This is a genomic window from Curtobacterium sp. MCLR17_054 (assembly GCF_003234335.2).
GTDB classification, from domain to species: domain Bacteria; phylum Actinomycetota; class Actinomycetes; order Actinomycetales; family Microbacteriaceae; genus Curtobacterium; species Curtobacterium flaccumfaciens.
This window is the reverse complement of sequence record NZ_CP126263.1, coordinates 2,048,308-2,067,616: the sequence shown is the minus strand read 5'-3', so window position 1 is coordinate 2,067,616 and position 19,309 is coordinate 2,048,308. Positions and strand designations below refer to the sequence as shown.

Sequence of the window (19,309 nt, the reverse complement as noted above, 5' to 3'; positions counted from 1 at the left end):
CCATCCGGTGCGGCGTCGCGTGCTGGGTGCGCGCTTGTGGCGCTGCACGGTGCGCGGAAGCGCGCACAGTGCGGCCCCGTCCGCACGGTGCCGCGTTGGCCATCCGGTGCAGCGTTGCGTGCCGGGTGCGCGCTTGTGGTGCTGCACGGTGCTCGGAAGCGCGCACGGGGTTGCGGTGTGCGCACGGTGCGGCCTGGAGGCGCGGTGCCGGTCGTGCGTCGCGCCTCACGTCCGCACGGTGCCGCGTTCGCCATCCGGTGCGGCGTTGCGCGCTGGGTGTCCGCTTGTGGCGCTGCACGGTGCGCGGAAGCGCGCACGGGGTTGCGACGTCCGTACGGTGCGCCGACGCGCACACACGGCCGCGCCTCAGCCGCGCGTCAGCGACGTGACGCGATGAGCTCGTCCTCGATCTCGGCGTCGGTCTTCGGCTTCGCGTTCTTGCGGCGTTCGCGCTCGAGGGCGCGCTCGCGCTCCTCGGGGTCGTCCTGGTTGAGGTTCCGGTACTCCTGCACCATCACGTACGCCAGGAACCCGAAGCCCCCGGCGGCGAACAGGAACCACTGGATGAAGTAGCTGAGGTGCAGCCCGGTGTCGGCGTTCGGACGCTCCCAGCCGAGCGGGCGGGCTTCGGTCGGGGCGGGGGACTCCGAGGCGAGTTGCCCGTACGCACCGGTCCAGATCGGGTCGTCGACCTTGTTCGCCACGTCGGCCAGGGTCACCGACTGCACCTGGTCGGTGTCCTTCGGGTCGGATCGGCCGGGGATGCGCGGTTCGCTCTGCTGCAGGCGGACGATCGCGGTGACCTCGCCGGACGGGGGAGCGGGCACGTGGTCGGGGGCATCCTGGGCGTTGCCGGTCGGCACCCACCCGCGGTCGACGATGAAGGCACGGCCCTCGGGCGTGACCAGGGGCGTCAGGACCTCGAACCCGGGCTGCCCGTTGTGCACGCGATTGCGCACGAGCAGCTGCGAGTCGACGTCGTAGCGGCCGGTCACGGAGACCCGGAGCCACTCCTGCTCGTCCTGCCAGCTCGAGGCCTTCGGCAGCGCCCGGTCGAGGGGGACGGGGGTGTGGTCGTAGTTCTGCGCGACCTGCTCGTTCTGCCGGACGGCCTCGTTGCGGCGGTCCCACTGCCACATCCCGAACAGTGCGCACACGATCGCGAAGGCGACGGCGATCGCGAAGTAGCCGAGCCAGCGGCGGCTCCGGACGAAGCGCCAGCCCACGAACGGTTCGTCGGGGTCCCGACCGGACGAGCCCGACCTGGTGTCGTCGGTCGAGCGGGACTCCGCCGCGGCGCGCTGCAGCTTGGCGGCGTGCTTGCGGCCGTACCGGGACTGCGGGTCGAAGCCGTCGGTCATCGCGAGGTGCCGGTGGAGCGCACCCCGACGTCGTTCTTCGGCGCCGCCGTCGACTCGCGCTCGTCGTCGAGGTGGTCGACGTCCTCGTGCATGCCGGTGACGCGCACCGGGAAGGAGCGGGACCGCAGGTAGTCGGCCAGGAAGTCGCGGTGTTCTTCGCACGCGGCCCAGATCTTCACGCGGTCGATCGCGTGGATCCGGGGGTTGCGCCAGTTCACACGCCACCCGGCCGTCGACACGCAGCCGGCACGCGAGCACACCGGGGTGGATCCGGGTTCGGTCTGCAGGTCGAACGTCGCACCCATCAGCGGGGTCCCCACATCTTCGATCGGTCGCCGTTGCGCTGCCACTCGTCCTGCGCGTGCTGCGCCTGCTGGCGGAGGCGGTCCTGCTCGTCGCGGTAGGCCTGGGCCCGGGCGTCCTCCTGCTGTTCGCGGAGGCGCGGGTCGACGGCGTCGTAGAGCTCGATGGATCCGGCGGGGGAGATCATGTCGCTCTCGGTCCGGCTGCCGGCGTTCGCGATGACGACGGCGACCCAGGGGATCACCGCGGCCAGGACGATCGGGATGACCGCGAGCCACGAGTGCCAGATCGAGTACACGAGCACGGCGGAGATGAAGAGGACCACTCGGATGGCCATCTGCCAGACGTAGCGGGACAGGCGGTGCGCCCGGTCCTGCTCCGGTGTGTCCGGCAGCGACGTGATGCTCGTGTGCGTGCTCTTCATACAGATGGTCTCCGTCTACCCGTGGTCAAGCCTAATCCCGCCGGACCGATCGTGGGTGCGCCGCGCGCGAACCGGCGGGGTGGTCCGCTCCGGTACGCTCGTCCGGGCGTGTCCGCCGGGTCCCCGGCACCGCGTGCCGAGCAGATCCCACCGAACGGAGCGACCATGAGCACCCCCCGTACCGTCCTCATCACCGGCGGCAACCGCGGCATCGGCCACGCGCTGGCCGAGCGGTTCGTCGCCGCCGGCCACCGGGTCGCCGTGACGTCGCGCAGCGGTCAGGGTGGCCCCGAGGGCGCGCTGACGGTGCAGGCCGACATCACCGACACGGCCTCCGTCGACGCCGCGTTCACGCAGGTCGAGGCCGAGCTCGGTCCGATCGAGGTCCTCGTCGCGAACGCCGGCATCACGAACGACCAGCTGCTCCTCCGCATGTCCGAGGACGACTTCACCAGCGTCGTCGACACGAACCTCACGGGCACCTTCCGCGTCGTCAAGCGCGCCACGAAGGGCATGATGAAGGCCAAGTTCGGCCGCATCGTGCTGATGTCGAGCGTCGTGGGCGCCTACGGCCAGATCGGCCAGGTCAACTACGCGTCCTCGAAGGCCGCCCTGGTCGGCATGGCCCGGTCGATCACGCGTGAGCTCGGCTCGCGCGGCATCACCGCCAACGTCGTGGCGCCCGGCTTCATCCAGACGGACATGACCGCCGCGCTCTCCGAGGAGCTGCAGGCCGAGTTCAAGAAGGCGATCCCGGCCGCCCGCTACGGCACGGTCGACGACGTCGCAGACGCCACGCTGTTCCTGGCGAGCGACGGCGCCGGGTACGTCTCCGGTGCGATCATCCCGGTCGACGGCGGCCTCGGGATGGGCCACTAGCCCTCGGACTGATCAGCCGCGCAGGCCGAGCGTCGCGAGCACGGCGGACAGGTCACGGTCGACGACCGCGACGTCCGCCTGCTCCCGCACGCGCGGCTTCGCGTCGAACGCCACCGACAGCGCGGCGACGCGCATCATCTCGAGGTCGTTCGCGCCGTCGCCGATGGCGATGGTCCGTGCCGGGTCGACCCCGTCGGCGTCCGCCCACTCGCAGAGCGCGACGGCCTTGGCGTGCGCGTCGACCACGTCGCCGAGCACGCGGCCGGTGAGCACGCCGTCGGTGACCTCGAGGCGGTTCGCCCGGCAGTGGTCGAGGCCGAGCTGCTCGGCGAACGGGTCGAGTACCTCGTGGAACCCGCCCGACACCACGCCGACGGTGCCGCCTGCGGCGTGCACCCCACGGACGAGCTGGTCGGCGCCCCGCGTCACACGGACCGACTGCTGTGCACGGACGAAGACGTCTGCCTGGAGGCCCGCAAGGGTCGCGACACGCTCCCGGAGGCTCTCGGCGAAGTCGAGTTCCCCGCGCATCGCGCGCTCCGTGATCGCCGCCACCTGTGGCCGGGTCCCGGCGCTGTCGGCGAGCAGTTCGATCACCTCGTCCTCGAGGAGCGTGGAATCGGCATCGAGGACGACGAGGAAGCGGGGCACGCACCAACGGTACCGACTGGCGGAGGCACGGCCGCGTCCGTGACGCGAGCCGTGCCTCCAGGCCGTCCGTCCGGGGCTGCGCCCCGGGTGTCTGCTTGCCTACGCGTCGTGCCTATGCGTCGACGCGGACGCCCTTGCCGACCACGGTGATGCCGGACTCGGTGACGGTGAAGCCGCGTGCCTCGTCGGCCTCGCGGTCGACGCCGACCTGCGCGCCCGGTGCGATGACGACGTCCTTGTCGAGGATGGCGCGGTTGACGACCGCGCCGGCGCCGATGGTGGCGCGCTCGAAGACGATCGAGTCGAGGACCTTCGCGCCGGAGTCGATCGAGCACCAGGGCCCGATCATGCTGCGCTCGACCTGCGCACCCGACACCAGGCAGCCGAGCGACACGAGCGAGTCCACCGTGGACCCGGTGTTGCCGTTCGCGTCGCGGACGAACTTCGCCGGCGGCAGGTTCGTCTGCTGGTTGAAGATCGGCCAGTCCTGGTTGTACAGGTTGAAGACCGGGACCGGGGCGATGAGGTCCATGTGGGCGTCGAAGAACGAGTCGATGGTGCCCACGTCGCGCCAGTAGTACTTGTCGCGGTCGGTGGAACCGGGGACCTCGTTGCGCTGCAGGTCGTACACGCCGGCGTCGCCGCGGTTGACGAAGTCGGGGACGATGTCGCCGCCCATGTCGTGCGCGGACGTCTCGAGCTGGCCGTCGCGCAGGACCGCGTCGACGAGCGCGTCCGCGTTGAACACGTAGTTCCCCATCGAGGCCAGGATCTCGCCGGGGGAGTCGGTCAGGCCGACGGCGTCCTTCGGCTTCTCGAGGAACGCCTCGATCTTCGTCGGGTCGTCGTCGGCCACCTGGATCACGCCGAACTGGTCGGCGAGCCCGATCGGCTGACGGATCGCCGCCACCGTGGCACTGCGGCCGGAGGCGATGTGCGCCTCGACCATCTGGTGGAAGTCCATCCGGTACACGTGGTCCGCACCGACGACGACCACGATGTCGGGGCGTTCGTCGCGCAGCAGGTTGAGCGACTGCAGGATCGCGTCGGCCGAGCCGGCGAACCAGCGCTTGCCGAGCCGCTGCTGCGCGGGGACGGACGCGACGTAGGAGCCGAGCAGTCCCTCCATGCGCCACGTCTCCGCGACGTGCCGGTCGAGACTGTGCGACTTGTACTGGGTCAGGACGACGATCTTCTGCAGACCGGAGTTGACCAGGTTCGACAGTGCGAAGTCGATGAGACGGAAGTTGCCGCCGAACGGGACGGCGGGCTTCGCGCGATCGGCCGTGAGCGGCATGAGTCGTTTGCCCTCGCCGCCGGCGAGCACGATGCCGAAGACCTTCTTTGGTGCCATGCCGCTCACAGTAGGCGTCAGCACTGGGAACCGGTTACGTTGAACCAGTGCGAGTCGATCTGCTGACCAGGGAGTATCCGCCGGAGGTCTACGGCGGAGCGGGTGTCCACGTGTCCGAACTCACCGCCGCGTTGCGGTCGGGGACGGACACGGAAGTCCGTGTCCGGGCCTTCGGGGCCTTCCGTGACGAACCCGACGTGTGGGGCTACCGGACCCCGGACGGCCTCGGCCAGGCGAACGGCGCGCTGCAGGCCCTCGGGACCGACGTGGCCATCGCGGCCGACGTCGAGGGCGCCGACCTCGTGCACTCGCACACCTGGTACGCGAACTCCGCGGGCCGGATCGCGCAGCTGACCTACGGCATCCCCCACATCGTGACCGCCCACAGTCTCGAGCCCCTCCGCCCGTGGAAGGCCGAGCAGCTCGGCGGCGGCTACCGCCTGTCCAGCTGGATGGAGCGCGAGGCGTTCGAACACGCCGACGGCGTCATCGCGGTCTCGAAGGCCATGCGTGCGGACATCCTGCGCTCGTACCCGTCGATCGACCCCGCGAAGGTCCACGTCGTCTACAACGGCATCGACATCGACGCGTGGAAGCCGACCGTCGACGAGGACGCCGTGCGCGCCCTCGGCATCGACCCGACTCGCCCGAGCGTCGTGTTCGTCGGACGCATCACCCGCCAGAAGGGCCTGCCGTACCTGCTCCGTGCCGTGGCGTCGCTGCCGTCGGACGTGCAGATCGTGCTGTGCGCCGGCGCGCCGGACACCCCCGAGATCCTGGCCGAGGTCACCGAGCTCGTCGAGGGCCTCCGCGCGGAACGTGAAGGCGTCGTCTGGATCGACCGGATGCTCGCGCACGAGGAGATCGTGAACGTGCTGTCCTCGGGCACCGTGTTCGTCTGCCCGTCGGTCTACGAGCCGCTCGGCATCGTGAACCTCGAGGCCATGGCGTGCGGCATCCCGGTCGTCGGCACCGGCACCGGGGGCATCCCCGAGGTCGTCGCCGACGGGCTCACCGGCCGCATCGTCCCGATCGACCAGGTGCAGGACGGCACCGGCACCCCGACCGACCCCGACCGCTTCGTGGCCGACCTCGCCGCGACCCTCACCGAGGTGCTCGCCGACGAGGGGCTGGCGAAGCTCATGGGACGCGCCGGACGGCTCCGTGTCGAGACCGAGTTCACCTGGGACGCGATCGCCACCAGGACACGGCAGGTCTACGACCGGGTGCTCGGCCAGAACCCGTAGGCTGGTCGCATGCCCTCGGTCGTGCGCTTGTCAGACGTCTCCGTGGTCCGCAACGGGGCCACCATCCTCGACGCGATCTCGTGGGAGGTGCAGGACGACGAACGCTGGGTCGTGCTCGGCGCGAACGGCGCCGGCAAGACGACGCTGCTGCAGGTCGCCGGCGCCCAGACGTTCCCGACCTCGGGTGACGTCGAGGTGCTCGGGACCGAACTCGGCGGTGCCGACCTGTTCGAGCTCCGCCCGCGCATCGGCTTCGCGTCGACCGCGCTGGCCCGTCGCATCCCGGTGACCGAGAAGGTCATCGACGTCGTGCTCACCGCGGCGTACTCGGTCACGGGCCGCTGGAACGAGGAGTACGAGGAGCTCGACGTCCGCCGTGCGCAGCGCGTGCTCGAGGAGTGGGGCCTGGGGTCCTTCACGGACCGCACGTTCGGCGATCTCAGCGACGGCGAGCAGAAGCGCGTGCAGATCGCCCGTGCCGTCATGACCGACCCGGAGATCCTGTTCCTCGACGAACCGGCCGCGTCGCTCGACCTCGGTGCCCGTGAGAGCCTCGTCCGCACCCTCGGCGGCTACGCCCAGAGCGCGGACTCGCCGGCCATCGTCATCGTGACCCACCACGTCGAGGAGATCCCGGCCGGCTTCACCCACGCGCTCGTCCTCGCCGACGGCCACGTGCAGGCCGCCGGCCCCATCGACGAGGTCCTGACGGACCAGACCCTGACCGAGGCGTTCGGCATCGATCTCTCGGTCACCAAGGACGCCGGTCGCTACACGGCACGCGCCGCGTAGCGCTGCGATCCCGCCGTCTCTCTGGTATCGTGGACGGCTGGCGCAAGCCGACGACTTCCCGCGCAGTTCGCGCAATCCCATCACCGCTATCGAGGAATCTCCATGAAGACCGACACCCACCCCGAGTACCGCGCCATCGTCTTCCGCGACCTGGCCTCCGGTGAGACGTTCCTGACGCGTTCGACCGCGAACAGCGACAAGACCATCGAGCTCGACGGTGCGACCTACCCGGTCATCGACGTCGAGATCTCGTCCGCTTCGCACCCGTTCTACACGGGCAAGCAGCGCATCCTCGACTCGGCCGGTCGCGTCGAGAAGTTCAACCAGCGCTTCAAGGGCTTCAGCAAGTAAGCAGCCCCCACGCAACGCCCACGGGCGGTCCTCCTCCGGGAGGGCCGCCCGTTCGCGTTGTGCGGCGTTTCCGGCCGCCGCTGACCCAGGGACGAGGGACACCGGTGTTCGCGCGTCACACCGCGGTCTGCGGGTGTTCGGTGCGCGAACGCCGGTGCTTTACGAGGGGTGGCAGCGCGGGATCACGCGCCGTTGCGGTGGGGCCAGCGGCCGTCGGCGGTGAACGTCGGGTCGCGCTTCTTGCGCATGTAGTCCTGGAACGAGCTGGCCTGCTCGGCGCACCAGCCGACCTGCTTGCGGTGGAGTTCCTCGGCGGAGATGCCGAGCTCGTCCGGGTACTTGCTGGCGATGGCCTGGGCGACACGCCCGGCAGCGATCGCGTCGGCTCCGGCGTCGTGCGCGTCGTCGAGGGTGACGCCGTAGAGCTCGGACGCGGCCTCGAGCGTGCGCTTGCCCTTGCGGAAGGTGTCGAGCGCCTTGTCGATCACCAGCGGGTCGACGACGTTGCCGATGACGGGGGAGGCGAACCCGTGCCGCTTCGCTTCGCGGTCGAGCACGGTGAGGTCGTACGGGGCGTTGTAGATCACCAGGGGGATGCCCCGGGCGAACACGGCCTCGATCGCGGCGATGATCTCGGCGACGACCTCGGCCGCGGGACGCCCCTCGGCCTGGGCACGCTCGGTGGTGTAGCCGTGCACGGCCGCGGCGCCCTCCGGGATCGGGACGCCGGGGTCCGCGATCCAGGCACCCTCGACGATGGAGGCCCCGGTCATGTCGATGAGCCCGACGTGGGCGGTGACGATGCGGGCCGTCTCGACGTCGACCCCGGTGGTCTCGAGGTCGAAGACGCCCAGCGCGTGCCACCAGGGCCGACCCGTGAGGTCCTGGGTCGGAGCGGGCGCGTCGAGCTGTGCTGTGGGGAACGTCACGCGGTCAGGCTAACGGGACGCACCGACACCCCCGACTACCGGGTCGGCGCGCCGACGTGCAGCCAGTAGAACGACTGCGTGCCCATGGTGAGCGTGACGGTGCCGTCCTCGTCGAACGACGGGAACGAGCTGCCGCCGAACAGGTCGTAGAGCGGGCGCCCCGCGAACTCCGGCGCGGAGATCGTGACCGAGGTCGGGTTCGTCGCGAAGGAGAACACGCACAGGACGTCCTCGGCGGACGGCCCGAACTGCTGCCCGGAGCCCTCCCACGAGCGGACGAAGGCGAGCACCGAGTCGTTGGAGGTCTCCTGCACGTGCAGGGAGCCGAGACCGAACACCGGGTGGGCCTTGCGGGTGTGGATGACGTTCCGGACCCAGTGCAGCAGCGAGCGCGACTGGGCGAGCTGCGCCTCGACGTTGACCTGCGCGTAGTTGTACACGAGCGACTGGACGACGGGCAGGTAGAGCTTGCCCGGGTCGGCGGTGGAGAAGCCGGCGTTGCGGTCCGGCGTCCACTGCATCGGCGTGCGCGAGGAGTCACGGTCCGGCAGCCAGATGTTGTCGCCCATCCCGATCTCGTCGCCGTAGTACAGGAACGGCGAACCGGGCAGCGAGAACAGCAGCGCGTGGATGAGCTCGAGCTCGGCGCGCGAGTTGTCGAGCAGGGGAGCGAGACGTCGGCGGATACCGATGTTCGAGCGCATCCGCGGGTCGTAGCCGTACCAGCCGTACATCGCCTGCCGGTACTCCTCACTGACCATTTCGAGCGTGAGCTCGTCGTGGTTGCGGAGGAAGACGCCCCACGCCGCGCTGGCCGGCACGTCGAGGGTCTCGGACAGGATCGCCTTGAGCTCGGCGGCGTGCTGGGCGCGGAGCGAGTAGAAGATGCGCGGCATCACCGGGAAGTCGAACGCCATGTGGCACTCGGGCTCCTCGTCGGTGCCGAAGAACGCCGCCGTCTCGCGCGGCCACTGGTTGGCCTCGGCCAGGAGCACCCGCCCGGGGTACTCGTCGTCGACCATCGCGCGGAGCTTCTTGATGAACTCGTGGGTCTCCGGCTCGCCCTCGCCGTTGCCCTCCTCCGACTCGAACAGGTACGGGATCGCGTCGAGCCGGAGCCCGTCGACGCCCATGTCGAGCCAGTGCCGGACGACGTCGTAGATCGCCTCGATGACCGCGGGGTTCTCGAAGTTCAGGTCGGGCTGGTGCGAGAAGAAGCGGTGGAAGAAGAACTGGCGTCGGACCGGGTCGAAGGTCCAGTTGGACTCCTCGGTGTCGACGAAGATGATGCGGATGTTCGAGTAGTCCTCGTCCGTGTCCCGCCAGACGTAGAAGTCGCCGTAGGGGCCGTCCGGGTCCTCGCGGGACTGCTGGAACCACTCGTGCTGGTCGCTGGTGTGGTTGATCACCATGTCGATCACGATGCGCATGTTCCGCTCGTGCGACTTCGTGACGAGCTCGCGGAAGTCGTCGAGCGTGCCGAACTCCGGCAGGATCGCCCGGTAGTCGGCGATGTCGTACCCGCCGTCGCGCATCGGCGACTGGAAGAACGGCGGCAGCCACAGGGCGTCCACGCCGAGCCACTGCAGGTAGTCGAGCTTGCCGATCACGCCCTGGATGTCGCCGATGCCGTCTCCGTTGGAGTCGACGAACGACCGGATCATGCACTCGTAGAAGACCGAGCGCTTGTACCACTGCGGGTCGAGCGTCAGGCCGGGCAGCTGGATCGGGGCTGTGAAGGTCACCGTGCTCCTCGTCGTCATCGACGGACCGGTCGACGGCCCGCCCCGGACACGATAGGCGCGAGATGCTGCGGGTGTCCGGGGTTTCGTGCGGTTCGCTCCCTAGACTTGCGCGGATGCAACCGCCCGTGCTCTCCCCGTACCAGTCGTTGATGGCCGCCACCCCGGTCGTGCACCGGGCCGTCCAGGTCGACGGCCGGACCACGCACTACTGGGTCTACGGGCCCGAGGACTCGGATCGCACCGTGCTCGCCGTGCACGGGTTCCGCGGGGACCACCACGGGCTCGAGACCATCGCCGCGCACCTCGAAGGTGTCCGTGTGATCGTGCCCGACCTGCCCGGCTTCGGCGTGTCCGATCCGCTGCCGGTGTCGGACATCGACGCCTACGTGGCCTGGCTGACGGGGTTCCACGCCGCGCTCGGGCTCGGCCGCGACACTGTGGTGCTCGGGCACTCGTTCGGGTCGATCGTGGTGTCGGCCACCGTCGCCGCCGGGCTCGACACCCGGCTGCTCGTCCTCGTCAACCCCATCGCGGCCCCGGCACTGCAGGGACCGCGTGCCGTCGGGACCGCGATCGCGATCGGGTACTACCGCGCCGGCGCGGTCCTGCCGAAGCCGATCGGGCTCGGGATCCTGCGGAACGGCGCGATCGTCCGGGCGATGAGCATCGCGATGCTGAAGTCGCACGACCCCGCCGTCCGCCGATGGGTGCACGACCAGCACGACCGGTACTTCTCGGCCTTCGCGAACCGCACGAGCGTGCTCGAGGCGTTCCGCACCTCGGTCACCCACGACGTCTCCGAGTACGCCGACCGCATCCACGTGCCCGTGCTGCTCGTCGCGGCCGAGCACGACGACATCACCGCCGTCCCCGAACAGCGCGCACTCGCCGAGCGGCTGCGTGACGCCGAGCTCGTCGTGATCCCGGGGGTCGGCCACCTGGTGCACTACGAGACGCCGGCTCCGGCCGCGGCGGCCGTGCTCCGCCGGATGGCGGACACGACCGGGCGTGCGGGACGCCATGGACGCACTGGACGCGGCGCGGCCGCGACGGACAGCCGACCGTCGGGGGCGGGGCGGTCCTCCCTGACGGCGGACGCGTCGTGACGCGCCTGCGCATCGGCATCGACTGCCGGTACGTGCGGATCGGTCGGCACGACGGCATCAGCCGGTTCACCGCCGGGGTCGTCGCGCACCTGCCGGACCGGCACGACTACGTGCTGCTCGTCAGCGACGAGCGCCAGCTCGAGTCGCTGCCGAGGGACCTGCCGTGGGAGCTGCTGCCCGCGCCGACGGACGCGGGGGAGCCGCTCGTCGCCCGGCGCGTCAACCGGCTCGGGCTCGACGCGGTCTTCTCGCCCATGCAGACGATGGGGTCACGGGGGCGCCGGTACGCGCTCGTCCTGACGCTGCACGACCTGATCTACTACCGCAACCGCACGCCCCCGCGGGAGTTCTCGTGGCCGCTGCGGCTCGGCTGGCGGGCGTTCCACCTGTCCTGGGCGCCGCAGCGGTTCCTGCTGAACGGCGCCGACGGGGTCGTGACGGTGTCCGAGACGACCGCCGGGCTGATCGCCGAGCACCGGCTGACGAAGCGACCCGTGACGGTCGCCTACAACGCGGCCGACCCGGCGACCCCGCGGGTGGCCGGAGCGCCACGTGGACGCTCGCTCGTCTACATGGGCTCGTTCATGCCGTACAAGAACGTCGAGACCCTGGCGACGGCGCTGCCGCTCCTGGGGGCGGACTGGACGCTGCACTGCATGTCACGGGTGTCCGACGCCGATCGTGCACGGCTCGAGGCGCTGGCTCCCACGGGGACGATCGTGTTCCACGACGGCGCCACCGACGAGGAGTACCTGTCCGTGCTCCGTTCGGCCACTGCGCTGGCGACCGCGTCGTACGACGAGGGGTTCGGCATCCCGCTCGTCGAAGCGATGGGCGTCGGGACCCCGGTCGTCGTCAGCGACATCCCGATCTTCCGGGAGATCGGTGGCTCGGCTGCGGAGTACTTCGACCCGGCGTCGCCGTCCGCCCTTGCCGCGGCCGTCCGGCGGGTCGAGGAACGGTGGGACGAGGCCTCGCGGCAGTCGATTCAGCGTGCCGGTCGGTTCCGGTGGCAGGACTCGGCGGAGCAGGTCGTCCGGGCCGTCGAGCGGGCCGTGGGGGACCGGCGGGGCTGAAGGGCGGGTGCGGGCTCGGGCGCCGGCGCTTGCGGTTCGCGGCGATGCGGAACGACGATGTCGATGTCGTACGACGTCGACCGTGTCGTCCCACGTCGGACGCGTGACGAGCGCGCGACCACCACACCGTCACTCCGGCGCGATGACCTGCACGTCCGCCCCGGGGAACACCTTCTGCGTCTCCTCGGTCACCCGCGACACGATCGGCGGCACCGCTGCACCCCGACCCGGGGTCCGCACGACGATCGACTGGTCGCGTGCGGCGTCGGACGGATCCCCGCCGCGCTCCCACGAGCAACGGACCTCCGTCACACCGCCGATGTGGTCGAGCGTGTCCGCCAGTGCCAGGCGCTTCGCCGCGACCCCACCGGCACCGGTGACGCCGATCTCCAGGTTGCCGAGGTCGGCGACCACGACGACGCGGACACCGTTGCCACCGGACTCGTCGGCTGCGCGGCTGATGGCGGCGACCAGGTCACGCCGGGCAGCGAGGTCGAGCGCCGGGTCCGCCCGGACCGAGGCGATGGCGTCGTAGCTCGCGAACGCCGTCTTCGACGGGGCGTGGTGCCGCACGTCGGTGACGCCGGGCAGCGCGCGCACGCGCGTGTCGAACCGGTCGAGCGCCACGTCCGGCCGTGGGAAGACCCCGCCGATGCCGTTCTGGACGCTCCCGATGATCGAGCCGAGCACCACGGCGATGACCGCGACCACCGCGAGGGTGCTGCCGCCGATGATGAACCAGGTGCGGGCCCGGGTGCGGGTGGGGACGCTCGCCGTCTCGGGACCGAACACCCGGTCGAGGTCGTCGTCCTGCTGGTCGAGGGCATGCTGGCCGTGTCGGCTGGTTCCGTCGTCGGACATGTGGCTCCCCTCACCCCGGTGTGCGGGTGCGTCGGAGCCTAGTCCCCGGTCAGCCCCGGCGCTCCAAGGGGTTCTGGTACTCGAACGCGGACCCTCCGGTGGCGTCGGACACGTCGTCGATCGGGTCGTCGAACCGGACGAGTTCGGCGTGGAAGCGCTCGGGGTCCCACCGGAACGAGTGGATGGACCCGTTGCGGATCGGGGTGTTGCGGCGGTCGGCGGTGCCGGGGGCTGCGGCGTTCACGACACTGCGGATCACCGCGCCGTGGGTCGCGACCACGACGACGCCGGCGTCGAACCGGACCGCGATCTCGCCGAGCGTCTCGGTGACGCGGGCGAGCAGCGCGGAGCGGGACTCCCGACCGGGGATGTCGTCGTGTGGGTACCGTGCCGACACCTCGTCGTCGGTCAGCCCCTCGGCTTCGCCGTACGAGCGCTCGGCCAGGCCCGGGTACGTCGTCGGTGCGTCGAGGCCCAGGCGGTCGGCGATGATCGCGCCCGTCTCGGCCGCACGGGACAACGGGGAGGCGACCACCGCGTCGAACGGCCGGCGGGTCAGGAGCTCGGCGGCCTCGGCGGCCTGCCGTCGTCCGGTGTCGTTGAGCGGGATGTCGGTCGAGCCCTGGATGCGGCGCTGCGCGTTCCAGTCGGTCTCGCCGTGCCGGACGAGGTACAGGAGGGTCGTCACCCGTCGATCTTCGCAGACGCGCCCGGCAAGTCCGTCCGGCGGCAGCGCCCGCGCGGGTCCAGGCAGCGCCCGCGCGGGTCCAGCCCGCCGCGACCCGCTAGTCGGTCGCCGCCGCCGCGCTGAGCCGCTCCGCCAGGTGCACGAGCGTCTCGGTGGTGCCGGCGTCGAGCTTCACGGCCGCACGACGGTCACTGCGGGTCTCGCCGCGGTTCACGATGACCACCGGGTTCTTGCGGCGCGCAGCGTGGTCGACCAGCCGCACGCCCGAGTTCACGGTGAGGGACGAACCGACGACGAGGAGTGCGTCGGCGTCGGCGACGATCGACACGGCCTCGCGGAACTTCTCGGCCGGCACGAACTCGCCGAAGAAGACGACGTCGGGCTTCAGGTCGCCGCCGCACACGGTGCACGCGGGCACGACGAACCGTTCGACGTCGGTGATCTCGACGTCACCGTCCGGCTGCAGCTGCACGGACCCCGGTTCGTCGATCCAGGGGTTCTCGCGGTCGATCGTGGCGGCGAGGTCGGAGCGGGAGAACACCTGGCCGCACCGCAGGCACACGGCGCGGTCCATCGAGCCGTGGATCTCGACGACGCGGCGGGAGCCGGCGCGCAGGTGCAGGCCGTCGACGTTCTGCGTGATGACCCCGGCGACGATCCCGGCGTCCTCGAGTGCGGCGAGCGCCCGGTGTCCGTCGTTCGGCACGGCGGCCGCGAAGCTCCGCCAGCCCAGGTGGGATCCTGCCCAGTAGCGCTGGCGCTTCGCGGGGTCGGCCAGGAACTCCTGGAACGTCATGGGCTTGCGCACCACCCGTCCGGCACCGCGGTAGTCGGGGATGCCGGAGTCGGTGCTCAGACCGGCACCGGAGAGCACGGCGATCCGCTTGCCCGCGAGCACCTCGACGACGCGGTCCAGGTCGTCGGCGGTCACCGATCCGGCGGCCGCCCCGGTGGTCGGTCCGGTCGTCGACGCAGCATCATCCAGCACCCTGTTCACGGTACCCTCAACACCCGACCGTCCCGGTCGCTTCCCAGGCGGAGCGCATCCTCGGCGGACCCGTCCGGCGGCAGCCCGGAGCAGCCCGTCGGCAGCCCGGACCCGTGTCGGCCCGGCCCGCCGGACCCGCACCGGCCCCGGCCCCGGCCCAGGCCCGCCGAACCCCCGCGCCGCCCCCGCACCACACCGAAACGAGCCCCGTGCACCCCGTCCGCATCGACTCCCTCGACGATCCCCGCCTCGACGACTTCGCCCGTCTGACCGACGTGGCACTCCGCCGGGTCTCGGAGCCCGAGGGCGGCCTGTACATCGCCGAGTCGAACACGGTCATCGAGCGCGCGGTCCGCGCCGGGCACGTCCCGCGGAGCATCCTGGTGCAGGAGAAGTGGCTCGACAGCGTCCTGCCCCTGGTCGCGGAGCACGACGGGCCGGTCTTCGTCGGCGCGGACGCCCTGCTCGAGGAGCTCACCGGCTTCCGGATGCACCGCGGTGCGATCGCCGCGATGCAGCGTCCCGAGCTGCCGAGTGTCGCCGACGTGGTGCGGGACGCGAAGGTCGTCGTCGTGCTCGAGGACATCGTCGACCACACGAACGTCGGCGCGGTGTTCCGCAGCGTCGCCGGCCTCGGCGCCGATGCGGTGCTCGTCAGCCCGCGGTGCGCCGACCCGCTGTACCGCCGGAGCGTCCGGGTGAGCATGGGCACGGTCCTGCAGGTGCCGTGGACCCGCATCGGCGACTGGCCCGCGGCTGGTGAGGAACTCCGCGCGCAGGGCTTCCACCTGGCCGCGATGGCGCTGACCGACGAGTCGATCGACCTCGACGCCTTCGTGGCGGACCTGCCCGACAAGGTCGCGCTCGTGATGGGCACCGAGGGGCAGGGGCTGACGCCGGCCGCGATCGCCTCGGCCGACACGACCGTCCGGATCCCGATGGCGCACGGCGTCGACTCGCTGAACGTGGCCGCGGCGAGCGCCGTCGGTCTGTGGGCGGTCACCCACGCCCGGCGGCTCGCCTCCTAGCGCACCAGCGAGACGGTCGGGAGGCCCGGGGCGGCCTGGTCCGGCAGCATGCGCCCGGCACGGATCACCAGGGCACGGTCGGTGGCCGGCCCGCCCACCAGGCAGACGCCGACGGGCGCGCCGTCCACGGTCAGCGCCGGTGCACTCACCGCGGGCAGGCCGCCGACGCTCGCGAGCGCGGTCATCGCCGTGGTGGCGGTCCGGGTGCGCTCGAGCGCAGCGGTGTCCGCGTCGAGCAGCGGAGCGGGTCCGGGCACGGTCGGGAACAGCAGCGTCCGACCGGCGAGGGCACGGCGGATCGTCGCACGGACCTCGTCGAGGCGTGCGACGGCGTCGGCGGTCGCGTCGGGGTCGTTCGCGCGTGCCGCCCGGAACCGGTCACCGACGACGGGGCTCAGTGCGCCGGGGTGCGCGTCGATCCAGGGGCCGTGGGCGGCGAGTGCCTCGGCGGCCTGGACGAGGCGCATCTGCTCCTGCAGTGCTGCGGGGTCCGGGATGCCGAAGTCCCGCAGCCGGACGGTCGCGACGGGTTCGTCGAGTGCCTCGACGAAGGCGGTGAAGGACCGGGCGACGGCCGGTTCGACGAGTGCGACGAGTTCCTCGGGGACGACGAGCACGGTCGCATCGGAAGCCCCTGCCGTCGCGGGCGGCGGCACGGTGGCGTCGAGGGCGGCGAGCAACACGCCGGGGCTCCGCGTGAGCCACCCGACGGTGTCGAACGACGGCGCGAGCGGGAGCAGCCCGTCGCGGGACACCGTGCCGTGGGTCGTCCGGAGGCCCCAGAGTCCCTGGTACGAGGCGGGGACCCGCACCGATCCCGCGGTGTCCGTGCCGATCCCGATCTCGGCCCACCCGAGGCCGACGGCCGATGCGGATCCGCTGGACGAGCCTCCAGGCAGTCGGGTCGGAGCCGCGCTGTTCGGCGGCGTGCCGTGGTGCGCGTTCCGGCCCGTCAGGTTGTAGGCGAACTCGTCGGTGCGTGCGATCCCGCGGATCGAGGCGCCGGCGGCGAGGAGCGCGGCGACCGCTGCGGCGGGCGCGGTCTCGACGGGTGCCTCGCGCAGGTGGGTCGGGTTGCCGGCGCCGACGGGCTGGCCGGGGACGGCGTAGAGGTCCTTGACGGCGACGGTCAGGCCGTCGAATGGTCCGGAGGCGGTGGGGGCGACGAGTGGGTCGCCGACGGCCCGCCAGACGGTGGTGTCGACGGCCTTGGGGCGGCCGGTGACGTGGGCTGCCTCGATGCGCCAGCGGGGGCCGGCGCCGGTGTCGCCGTCGTTGGTCTCGCGTTCGCTGCTGTCGCCGTCGCGGCGCCAGAGCTGGGTCTGGAGGCCCTGCCCACCCGCGGCGAACCGGGACACCGACACGACGAGGGCGCGGTCCTCGGTCAGGGGGCGGACCTCGACGTGCGTCAGCGACCGGGTCGCGACCCCACCCCGTGCCCCGCGGAACGCGCTGATCGCGTCGTGCCCGACGAGCAGGCCGCGGTCGTCGCCGCGCATCGTGCCGGGGGAGTCGACGAACGCGGCGTCGAGGGCGTCGAGGTCGTTCGCCAGCAAGGCGGCCTCGTAGGCGTCGAGCGCCTCGAGCAGGCCTTCGGGCGCGGCGTCGGGCGCGGGCGACGCCGGGGGCGTGGTCATCGGGCGGGCTCCTCGAAGTCGGCCTTGCGGATGCGGGCGTGGACCCCGGTGACCAGGTCCACCACCTGCGAGATGTTGAAGTCGGTCGCTGCGGACAGGTACGCGTACGCCAGGTGGCGTTCCATGCCCCAGCGCGCGCCGAGGATCGCGACGGCGTGCCGGACGCACTTCCGGACGGCCTCGTCGAGGTCCGGGTCCATGCCCGTGGGCACGAGGAACTCCTGCGTCTCGGCGACGGGCCAGACCAGGTCACCGAAGCGCGCGGCGGCCTCGGCGGCCGGGGTCAGGTCGAAGCGGATCGTCGCGCGGAGCGAGGCCTCCATCGCGGTGAGTGCCACCTCGCCGTCGCCCTGGGCGAAGTGCGGGTCACCGACGTGGGCGAGCGCGCCGGGGACGAGCACCGGCAGGTGCAGCTGCGACCCGGCCTGCAGCAGGTTGACGTCGATGTTGCCGCCGTGGCGACCGGGCGGGACGGAGTGCAGCCGCTCCCCGGGGGTGGCGACGCCCATGATCCCGAGGAACGGGGCGAGGGGGAAGTGCGCGAAGCGGTCGCCGGCGGCGGTGAGCGGGATACGGCCCCGCCGGCCCTGGTCGGTGTCGACGACGTCGGCGAAGACGCTCACCGTCGTGCCGTCGACCGGGAACTCACCGTGCAGGGCGCCGCGGCCGTGCCGGTTCGACACGACGCCGTAGTGCACCCGGGGCAGGGTGTCGAGGACCGTCATCGTCAGCACGTCACCGGGACGGGCACCGCGCACAGCGATCGGCCCGGACACCACGTGCGGTCCGTCCGACGCGGGGTCGCGGTGGCCGGAGCGGGCGATCGCGACGGCGTCGGCGAGGACGTGCTCCGGTGCGACGCCGTGGTCGCCGAACCAGGCGACGGGGTCGCTGCCCTGGTCGGGGAGGATCCCCTCGTGGCTGACGGTGTCGATCGTGACCGACTCCCCGGGGCCGATCGTCAGGGCGGGGGTGTCGCCGTCGCTCGGCAGTCGGCCCCAGAGGACGGTCTCCGGGTCGACGCGCAGGGAGTGGTCACCGCGGACGGGTCCGGTGCCGGGCTGCAGGGTCGCCACCGCGGGGGCGGTGGTCTGGTGTGCAGTGGTGCGGTGTGTGGTGGTCATCGTTCCGTCCTCCGTTCGACCAGGTGGGCCACGTCGGCCAGGTGGTCGGCCATCGCCCGCGTCGCGCCTGCGACGTCGTGCTCCCGGATCCGCTCGAGGATCCGCTCGTGCCACTCGAACGACGACCGGCGCCCCTCGCTGGTGCTGTGCGAGCGGGCGCGGACGTCCTGCACCCAGCCGCTGCTGAGCTCGCACAGGGACACGAGCAGGGGGTTCCCCGACGTGCGGGCGACCTGCACGTGGAAGGCGACGTCCTGGGCGAGCGACTCCTCCGGGCTGAGCCCCGCGTGCGTGGCGGCGAGGATGCGTTCCAGGCTGAGCAGGTCGGCCTCGCCCGCCCGCGCCGCCGCGAGTCCGGCGACCTGCGGCTCCACGACGGTCCGGAACTCGGCCACGTGCTCGGCCCGGTGGTCCAGGTCGTCGCGGTGGTGGTCGAGCAGGGCGGACGCTTCCTCCGGCCGCGGCAGCACGACGGTGCCACGACCAGGGGTCCGGGAGACCAGGCGACGGCGCTCGAGCTCCTGCAGCGCCTCGCGGATGGTCGTGCGGGACACGGCGAGGTCCTCGGCGAGGGTGCGCTCCGGCGGCAGCTTGTCGCCGGGCTGCAGGTCGTCGAGCACGAGCGTGCCGAGGTGGGCGGCGGTCGCCGCGCTCAGGGTCCGTCCACGGTGCATGCCCTCGACCGTAGGGCCGGTTGGTCTGCTTGGTTCATTGGTACGACCATCTTTTACACGGCCGTCACACGCGGCGTCGGAAGCCGAAACA

At 71.8% G+C, this 19,309-nt stretch carries 20 protein-coding genes; 7 read left to right on the top strand and 13 right to left on the bottom strand.

Annotated features, from left to right (window positions below; all coding sequences use genetic code 11):
* Positions 1-377: 377 nt before the first annotated feature.
* From DEJ08_RS09925 to DEJ08_RS09915, 3 genes are read right to left on the bottom strand one after another with little or no spacing between them, the layout of a single operon-like run.
* On the bottom strand, positions 378-1,361 hold the full coding sequence (locus DEJ08_RS09925; RefSeq protein WP_111053940.1) for an SURF1 family cytochrome oxidase biogenesis protein: 984 nt from the start codon (positions 1,359-1,361) through the stop codon (positions 378-380).
* Positions 1,358-1,666 (bottom strand): hypothetical protein, encoded by a 309-nt coding sequence (locus tag DEJ08_RS09920; protein WP_371830589.1) that lies wholly within the window; start codon positions 1,664-1,666, stop codon positions 1,358-1,360. The genes DEJ08_RS09925 and DEJ08_RS09920 overlap by 4 nt, the downstream gene beginning before the upstream one ends.
* Positions 1,666-2,088 (bottom strand): DUF3099 domain-containing protein, encoded by a 423-nt coding sequence (locus DEJ08_RS09915; RefSeq protein ID WP_051596733.1) that lies wholly within the window; start codon positions 2,086-2,088, stop codon positions 1,666-1,668. Before DEJ08_RS09915 ends, DEJ08_RS09920 begins: the two co-directional genes overlap by 1 nt.
* A 165-nt stretch (positions 2,089-2,253) precedes the next feature.
* Here DEJ08_RS09915 and fabG point away from each other — a divergent pair, with 165 nt between their 5' ends.
* Positions 2,254-2,967 carry a 3-oxoacyl-ACP reductase FabG gene (gene fabG, locus DEJ08_RS09910; RefSeq protein WP_071403764.1) on the top strand — a complete coding sequence of 238 codons (714 nt, stop codon included), beginning with the start codon at positions 2,254-2,256 and terminating at the stop codon, positions 2,965-2,967.
* 12 nt (positions 2,968-2,979) lie between these two features.
* Here fabG and serB read toward each other — a convergent pair whose 3' ends face one another.
* Complete coding sequence (gene serB / locus DEJ08_RS09905) at positions 2,980-3,618, bottom strand: phosphoserine phosphatase SerB (RefSeq protein ID WP_111053939.1); 639 nt, start codon at positions 3,616-3,618, stop codon at positions 2,980-2,982.
* Positions 3,619-3,730: 112 nt separating this feature from the next.
* Positions 3,731-4,972 carry a glucose-1-phosphate adenylyltransferase gene (locus tag DEJ08_RS09900; RefSeq protein WP_111053938.1) on the bottom strand — a complete coding sequence of 414 codons (1,242 nt, stop codon included), beginning with the start codon at positions 4,970-4,972 and terminating at the stop codon, positions 3,731-3,733.
* Positions 4,973-5,019: 47 nt separating this feature from the next.
* Here DEJ08_RS09900 and glgA point away from each other — a divergent pair, with 47 nt between their 5' ends.
* From glgA to DEJ08_RS09885, 3 genes are all read left to right on the top strand, one after another.
* The gene (gene glgA, locus DEJ08_RS09895) at positions 5,020-6,219 is read left to right on the top strand and encodes a glycogen synthase (RefSeq protein WP_071403766.1); all 1,200 of its coding nucleotides are present in this window, start codon (positions 5,020-5,022) and stop codon (positions 6,217-6,219) included.
* A 9-nt stretch (positions 6,220-6,228) separates the two neighbouring features.
* Positions 6,229-7,011, top strand: coding sequence for an ABC transporter ATP-binding protein (locus DEJ08_RS09890; protein ID WP_017887279.1), 783 nt, complete (start codon positions 6,229-6,231; stop codon positions 7,009-7,011).
* 102 nt (positions 7,012-7,113) lie between these two features.
* A complete protein-coding gene (locus DEJ08_RS09885; RefSeq protein ID WP_017887280.1) occupies positions 7,114-7,362 on the top strand; it encodes a type B 50S ribosomal protein L31 in 249 nt (82 codons plus the stop codon).
* Between the two features lie 182 nt (positions 7,363-7,544).
* Here the strand turns inward: DEJ08_RS09885 and DEJ08_RS09880 are convergent, their stop codons facing one another.
* Entirely contained in the window at positions 7,545-8,291 is a 747-nt protein-coding gene (locus tag DEJ08_RS09880; RefSeq protein ID WP_258366997.1) for a 3'-5' exonuclease, read from the bottom strand.
* A 35-nt stretch (positions 8,292-8,326) separates the two neighbouring features.
* On the bottom strand, positions 8,327-10,036 hold the full coding sequence (treS, locus tag DEJ08_RS09875; protein WP_071403984.1) for a maltose alpha-D-glucosyltransferase: 1,710 nt from the start codon (positions 10,034-10,036) through the stop codon (positions 8,327-8,329).
* Positions 10,037-10,149: 113 nt separating this feature from the next.
* Between treS and DEJ08_RS09870 the strand changes: the two genes are divergently transcribed.
* Positions 10,150-11,142 carry an alpha/beta fold hydrolase gene (locus DEJ08_RS09870; protein ID WP_258366996.1) on the top strand — a complete coding sequence of 331 codons (993 nt, stop codon included), beginning with the start codon at positions 10,150-10,152 and terminating at the stop codon, positions 11,140-11,142.
* Between the two features lie 5 nt (positions 11,143-11,147).
* A complete protein-coding gene (locus DEJ08_RS09865; RefSeq protein WP_111046435.1) occupies positions 11,148-12,218 on the top strand; it encodes a glycosyltransferase family 4 protein in 1,071 nt (356 codons plus the stop codon).
* A gap of 129 nt (positions 12,219-12,347) precedes the next feature.
* On the opposite strand, the gene DEJ08_RS09860 is transcribed toward DEJ08_RS09865, so the two are convergent.
* From DEJ08_RS09860 to DEJ08_RS09850, 3 genes are all read right to left on the bottom strand, one after another.
* Positions 12,348-13,079 carry a hypothetical protein gene (locus DEJ08_RS09860; protein ID WP_111046380.1) on the bottom strand — a complete coding sequence of 244 codons (732 nt, stop codon included), beginning with the start codon at positions 13,077-13,079 and terminating at the stop codon, positions 12,348-12,350.
* Between the two features lie 49 nt (positions 13,080-13,128).
* Positions 13,129-13,767, bottom strand: coding sequence for a histidine phosphatase family protein (locus tag DEJ08_RS09855; protein WP_111024980.1), 639 nt, complete (start codon positions 13,765-13,767; stop codon positions 13,129-13,131).
* Between the two features lie 97 nt (positions 13,768-13,864).
* A complete protein-coding gene (locus DEJ08_RS09850; RefSeq protein WP_111046434.1) occupies positions 13,865-14,698 on the bottom strand; it encodes a Sir2 family NAD-dependent protein deacetylase in 834 nt (277 codons plus the stop codon).
* Between the two features lie 266 nt (positions 14,699-14,964).
* On the opposite strand from DEJ08_RS09850, the gene DEJ08_RS09845 reads away from it, so the two are divergent.
* Entirely contained in the window at positions 14,965-15,783 is an 819-nt protein-coding gene (locus DEJ08_RS09845; protein ID WP_111046379.1) for a TrmH family RNA methyltransferase, read from the top strand.
* Here the strand turns inward: DEJ08_RS09845 and DEJ08_RS09840 are convergent.
* From DEJ08_RS09840 to DEJ08_RS09830, 3 genes are read right to left on the bottom strand one after another with little or no spacing between them, the layout of a single operon-like run.
* Entirely contained in the window at positions 15,780-17,420 is a 1,641-nt protein-coding gene (locus DEJ08_RS09840) for an AtzH-like domain-containing protein (RefSeq protein WP_111055562.1), read from the bottom strand. The two genes, DEJ08_RS09845 and DEJ08_RS09840, sit on opposite strands and share 4 nt — an antisense overlap.
* Positions 17,417-18,544 carry an acetamidase/formamidase family protein gene (locus DEJ08_RS09835; RefSeq protein WP_111055563.1) on the bottom strand — a complete coding sequence of 376 codons (1,128 nt, stop codon included), beginning with the start codon at positions 18,542-18,544 and terminating at the stop codon, positions 17,417-17,419. Before DEJ08_RS09835 ends, DEJ08_RS09840 begins: the two co-directional genes overlap by 4 nt.
* On the bottom strand, positions 18,541-19,218 hold the full coding sequence (locus DEJ08_RS09830; protein ID WP_111055564.1) for a FadR/GntR family transcriptional regulator: 678 nt from the start codon (positions 19,216-19,218) through the stop codon (positions 18,541-18,543). Before DEJ08_RS09830 ends, DEJ08_RS09835 begins: the two co-directional genes overlap by 4 nt.
* Positions 19,219-19,309: the final 91 nt, after the last annotated feature.

Excerpts from the sequence above, each read along its gene's own strand:
- DEJ08_RS09830 (WP_111055564.1), bottom strand. The coding sequence starts at position 19,218 with ATGCACCGTGGACGGACCCTGAGCGCGGCGACCGCCGCCCACCTCGGC.
- DEJ08_RS09900 (WP_111053938.1), bottom strand. The coding sequence starts at position 4,972 with ATGGCACCAAAGAAGGTCTTCGGCATCGTGCTCGCCGGCGGCGAGGGC.
- DEJ08_RS09835 (WP_111055563.1), bottom strand. The coding sequence starts at position 18,544 with ATGACCACCACACACCGCACCACTGCACACCAGACCACCGCCCCCGCG.
- DEJ08_RS09925 (WP_111053940.1), bottom strand. The coding sequence starts at position 1,361 with ATGACCGACGGCTTCGACCCGCAGTCCCGGTACGGCCGCAAGCACGCC.
- DEJ08_RS09915 (WP_051596733.1), bottom strand. The coding sequence starts at position 2,088 with ATGAAGAGCACGCACACGAGCATCACGTCGCTGCCGGACACACCGGAG.
- DEJ08_RS09885 (WP_017887280.1), top strand. The coding sequence starts at position 7,114 with ATGAAGACCGACACCCACCCCGAGTACCGCGCCATCGTCTTCCGCGAC.
- DEJ08_RS09890 (WP_017887279.1), top strand. The coding sequence starts at position 6,229 with ATGCCCTCGGTCGTGCGCTTGTCAGACGTCTCCGTGGTCCGCAACGGG.
- DEJ08_RS09870 (WP_258366996.1), top strand. The coding sequence starts at position 10,150 with ATGCAACCGCCCGTGCTCTCCCCGTACCAGTCGTTGATGGCCGCCACC.
- DEJ08_RS09860 (WP_111046380.1), bottom strand. The coding sequence starts at position 13,079 with ATGTCCGACGACGGAACCAGCCGACACGGCCAGCATGCCCTCGACCAG.
- DEJ08_RS09920 (WP_371830589.1), bottom strand. The coding sequence starts at position 1,666 with ATGGGTGCGACGTTCGACCTGCAGACCGAACCCGGATCCACCCCGGTG.
- DEJ08_RS09840 (WP_111055562.1), bottom strand. The coding sequence starts at position 17,420 with ATGACCACGCCCCCGGCGTCGCCCGCGCCCGACGCCGCGCCCGAAGGC.
- fabG (WP_071403764.1), top strand. The coding sequence starts at position 2,254 with ATGAGCACCCCCCGTACCGTCCTCATCACCGGCGGCAACCGCGGCATC.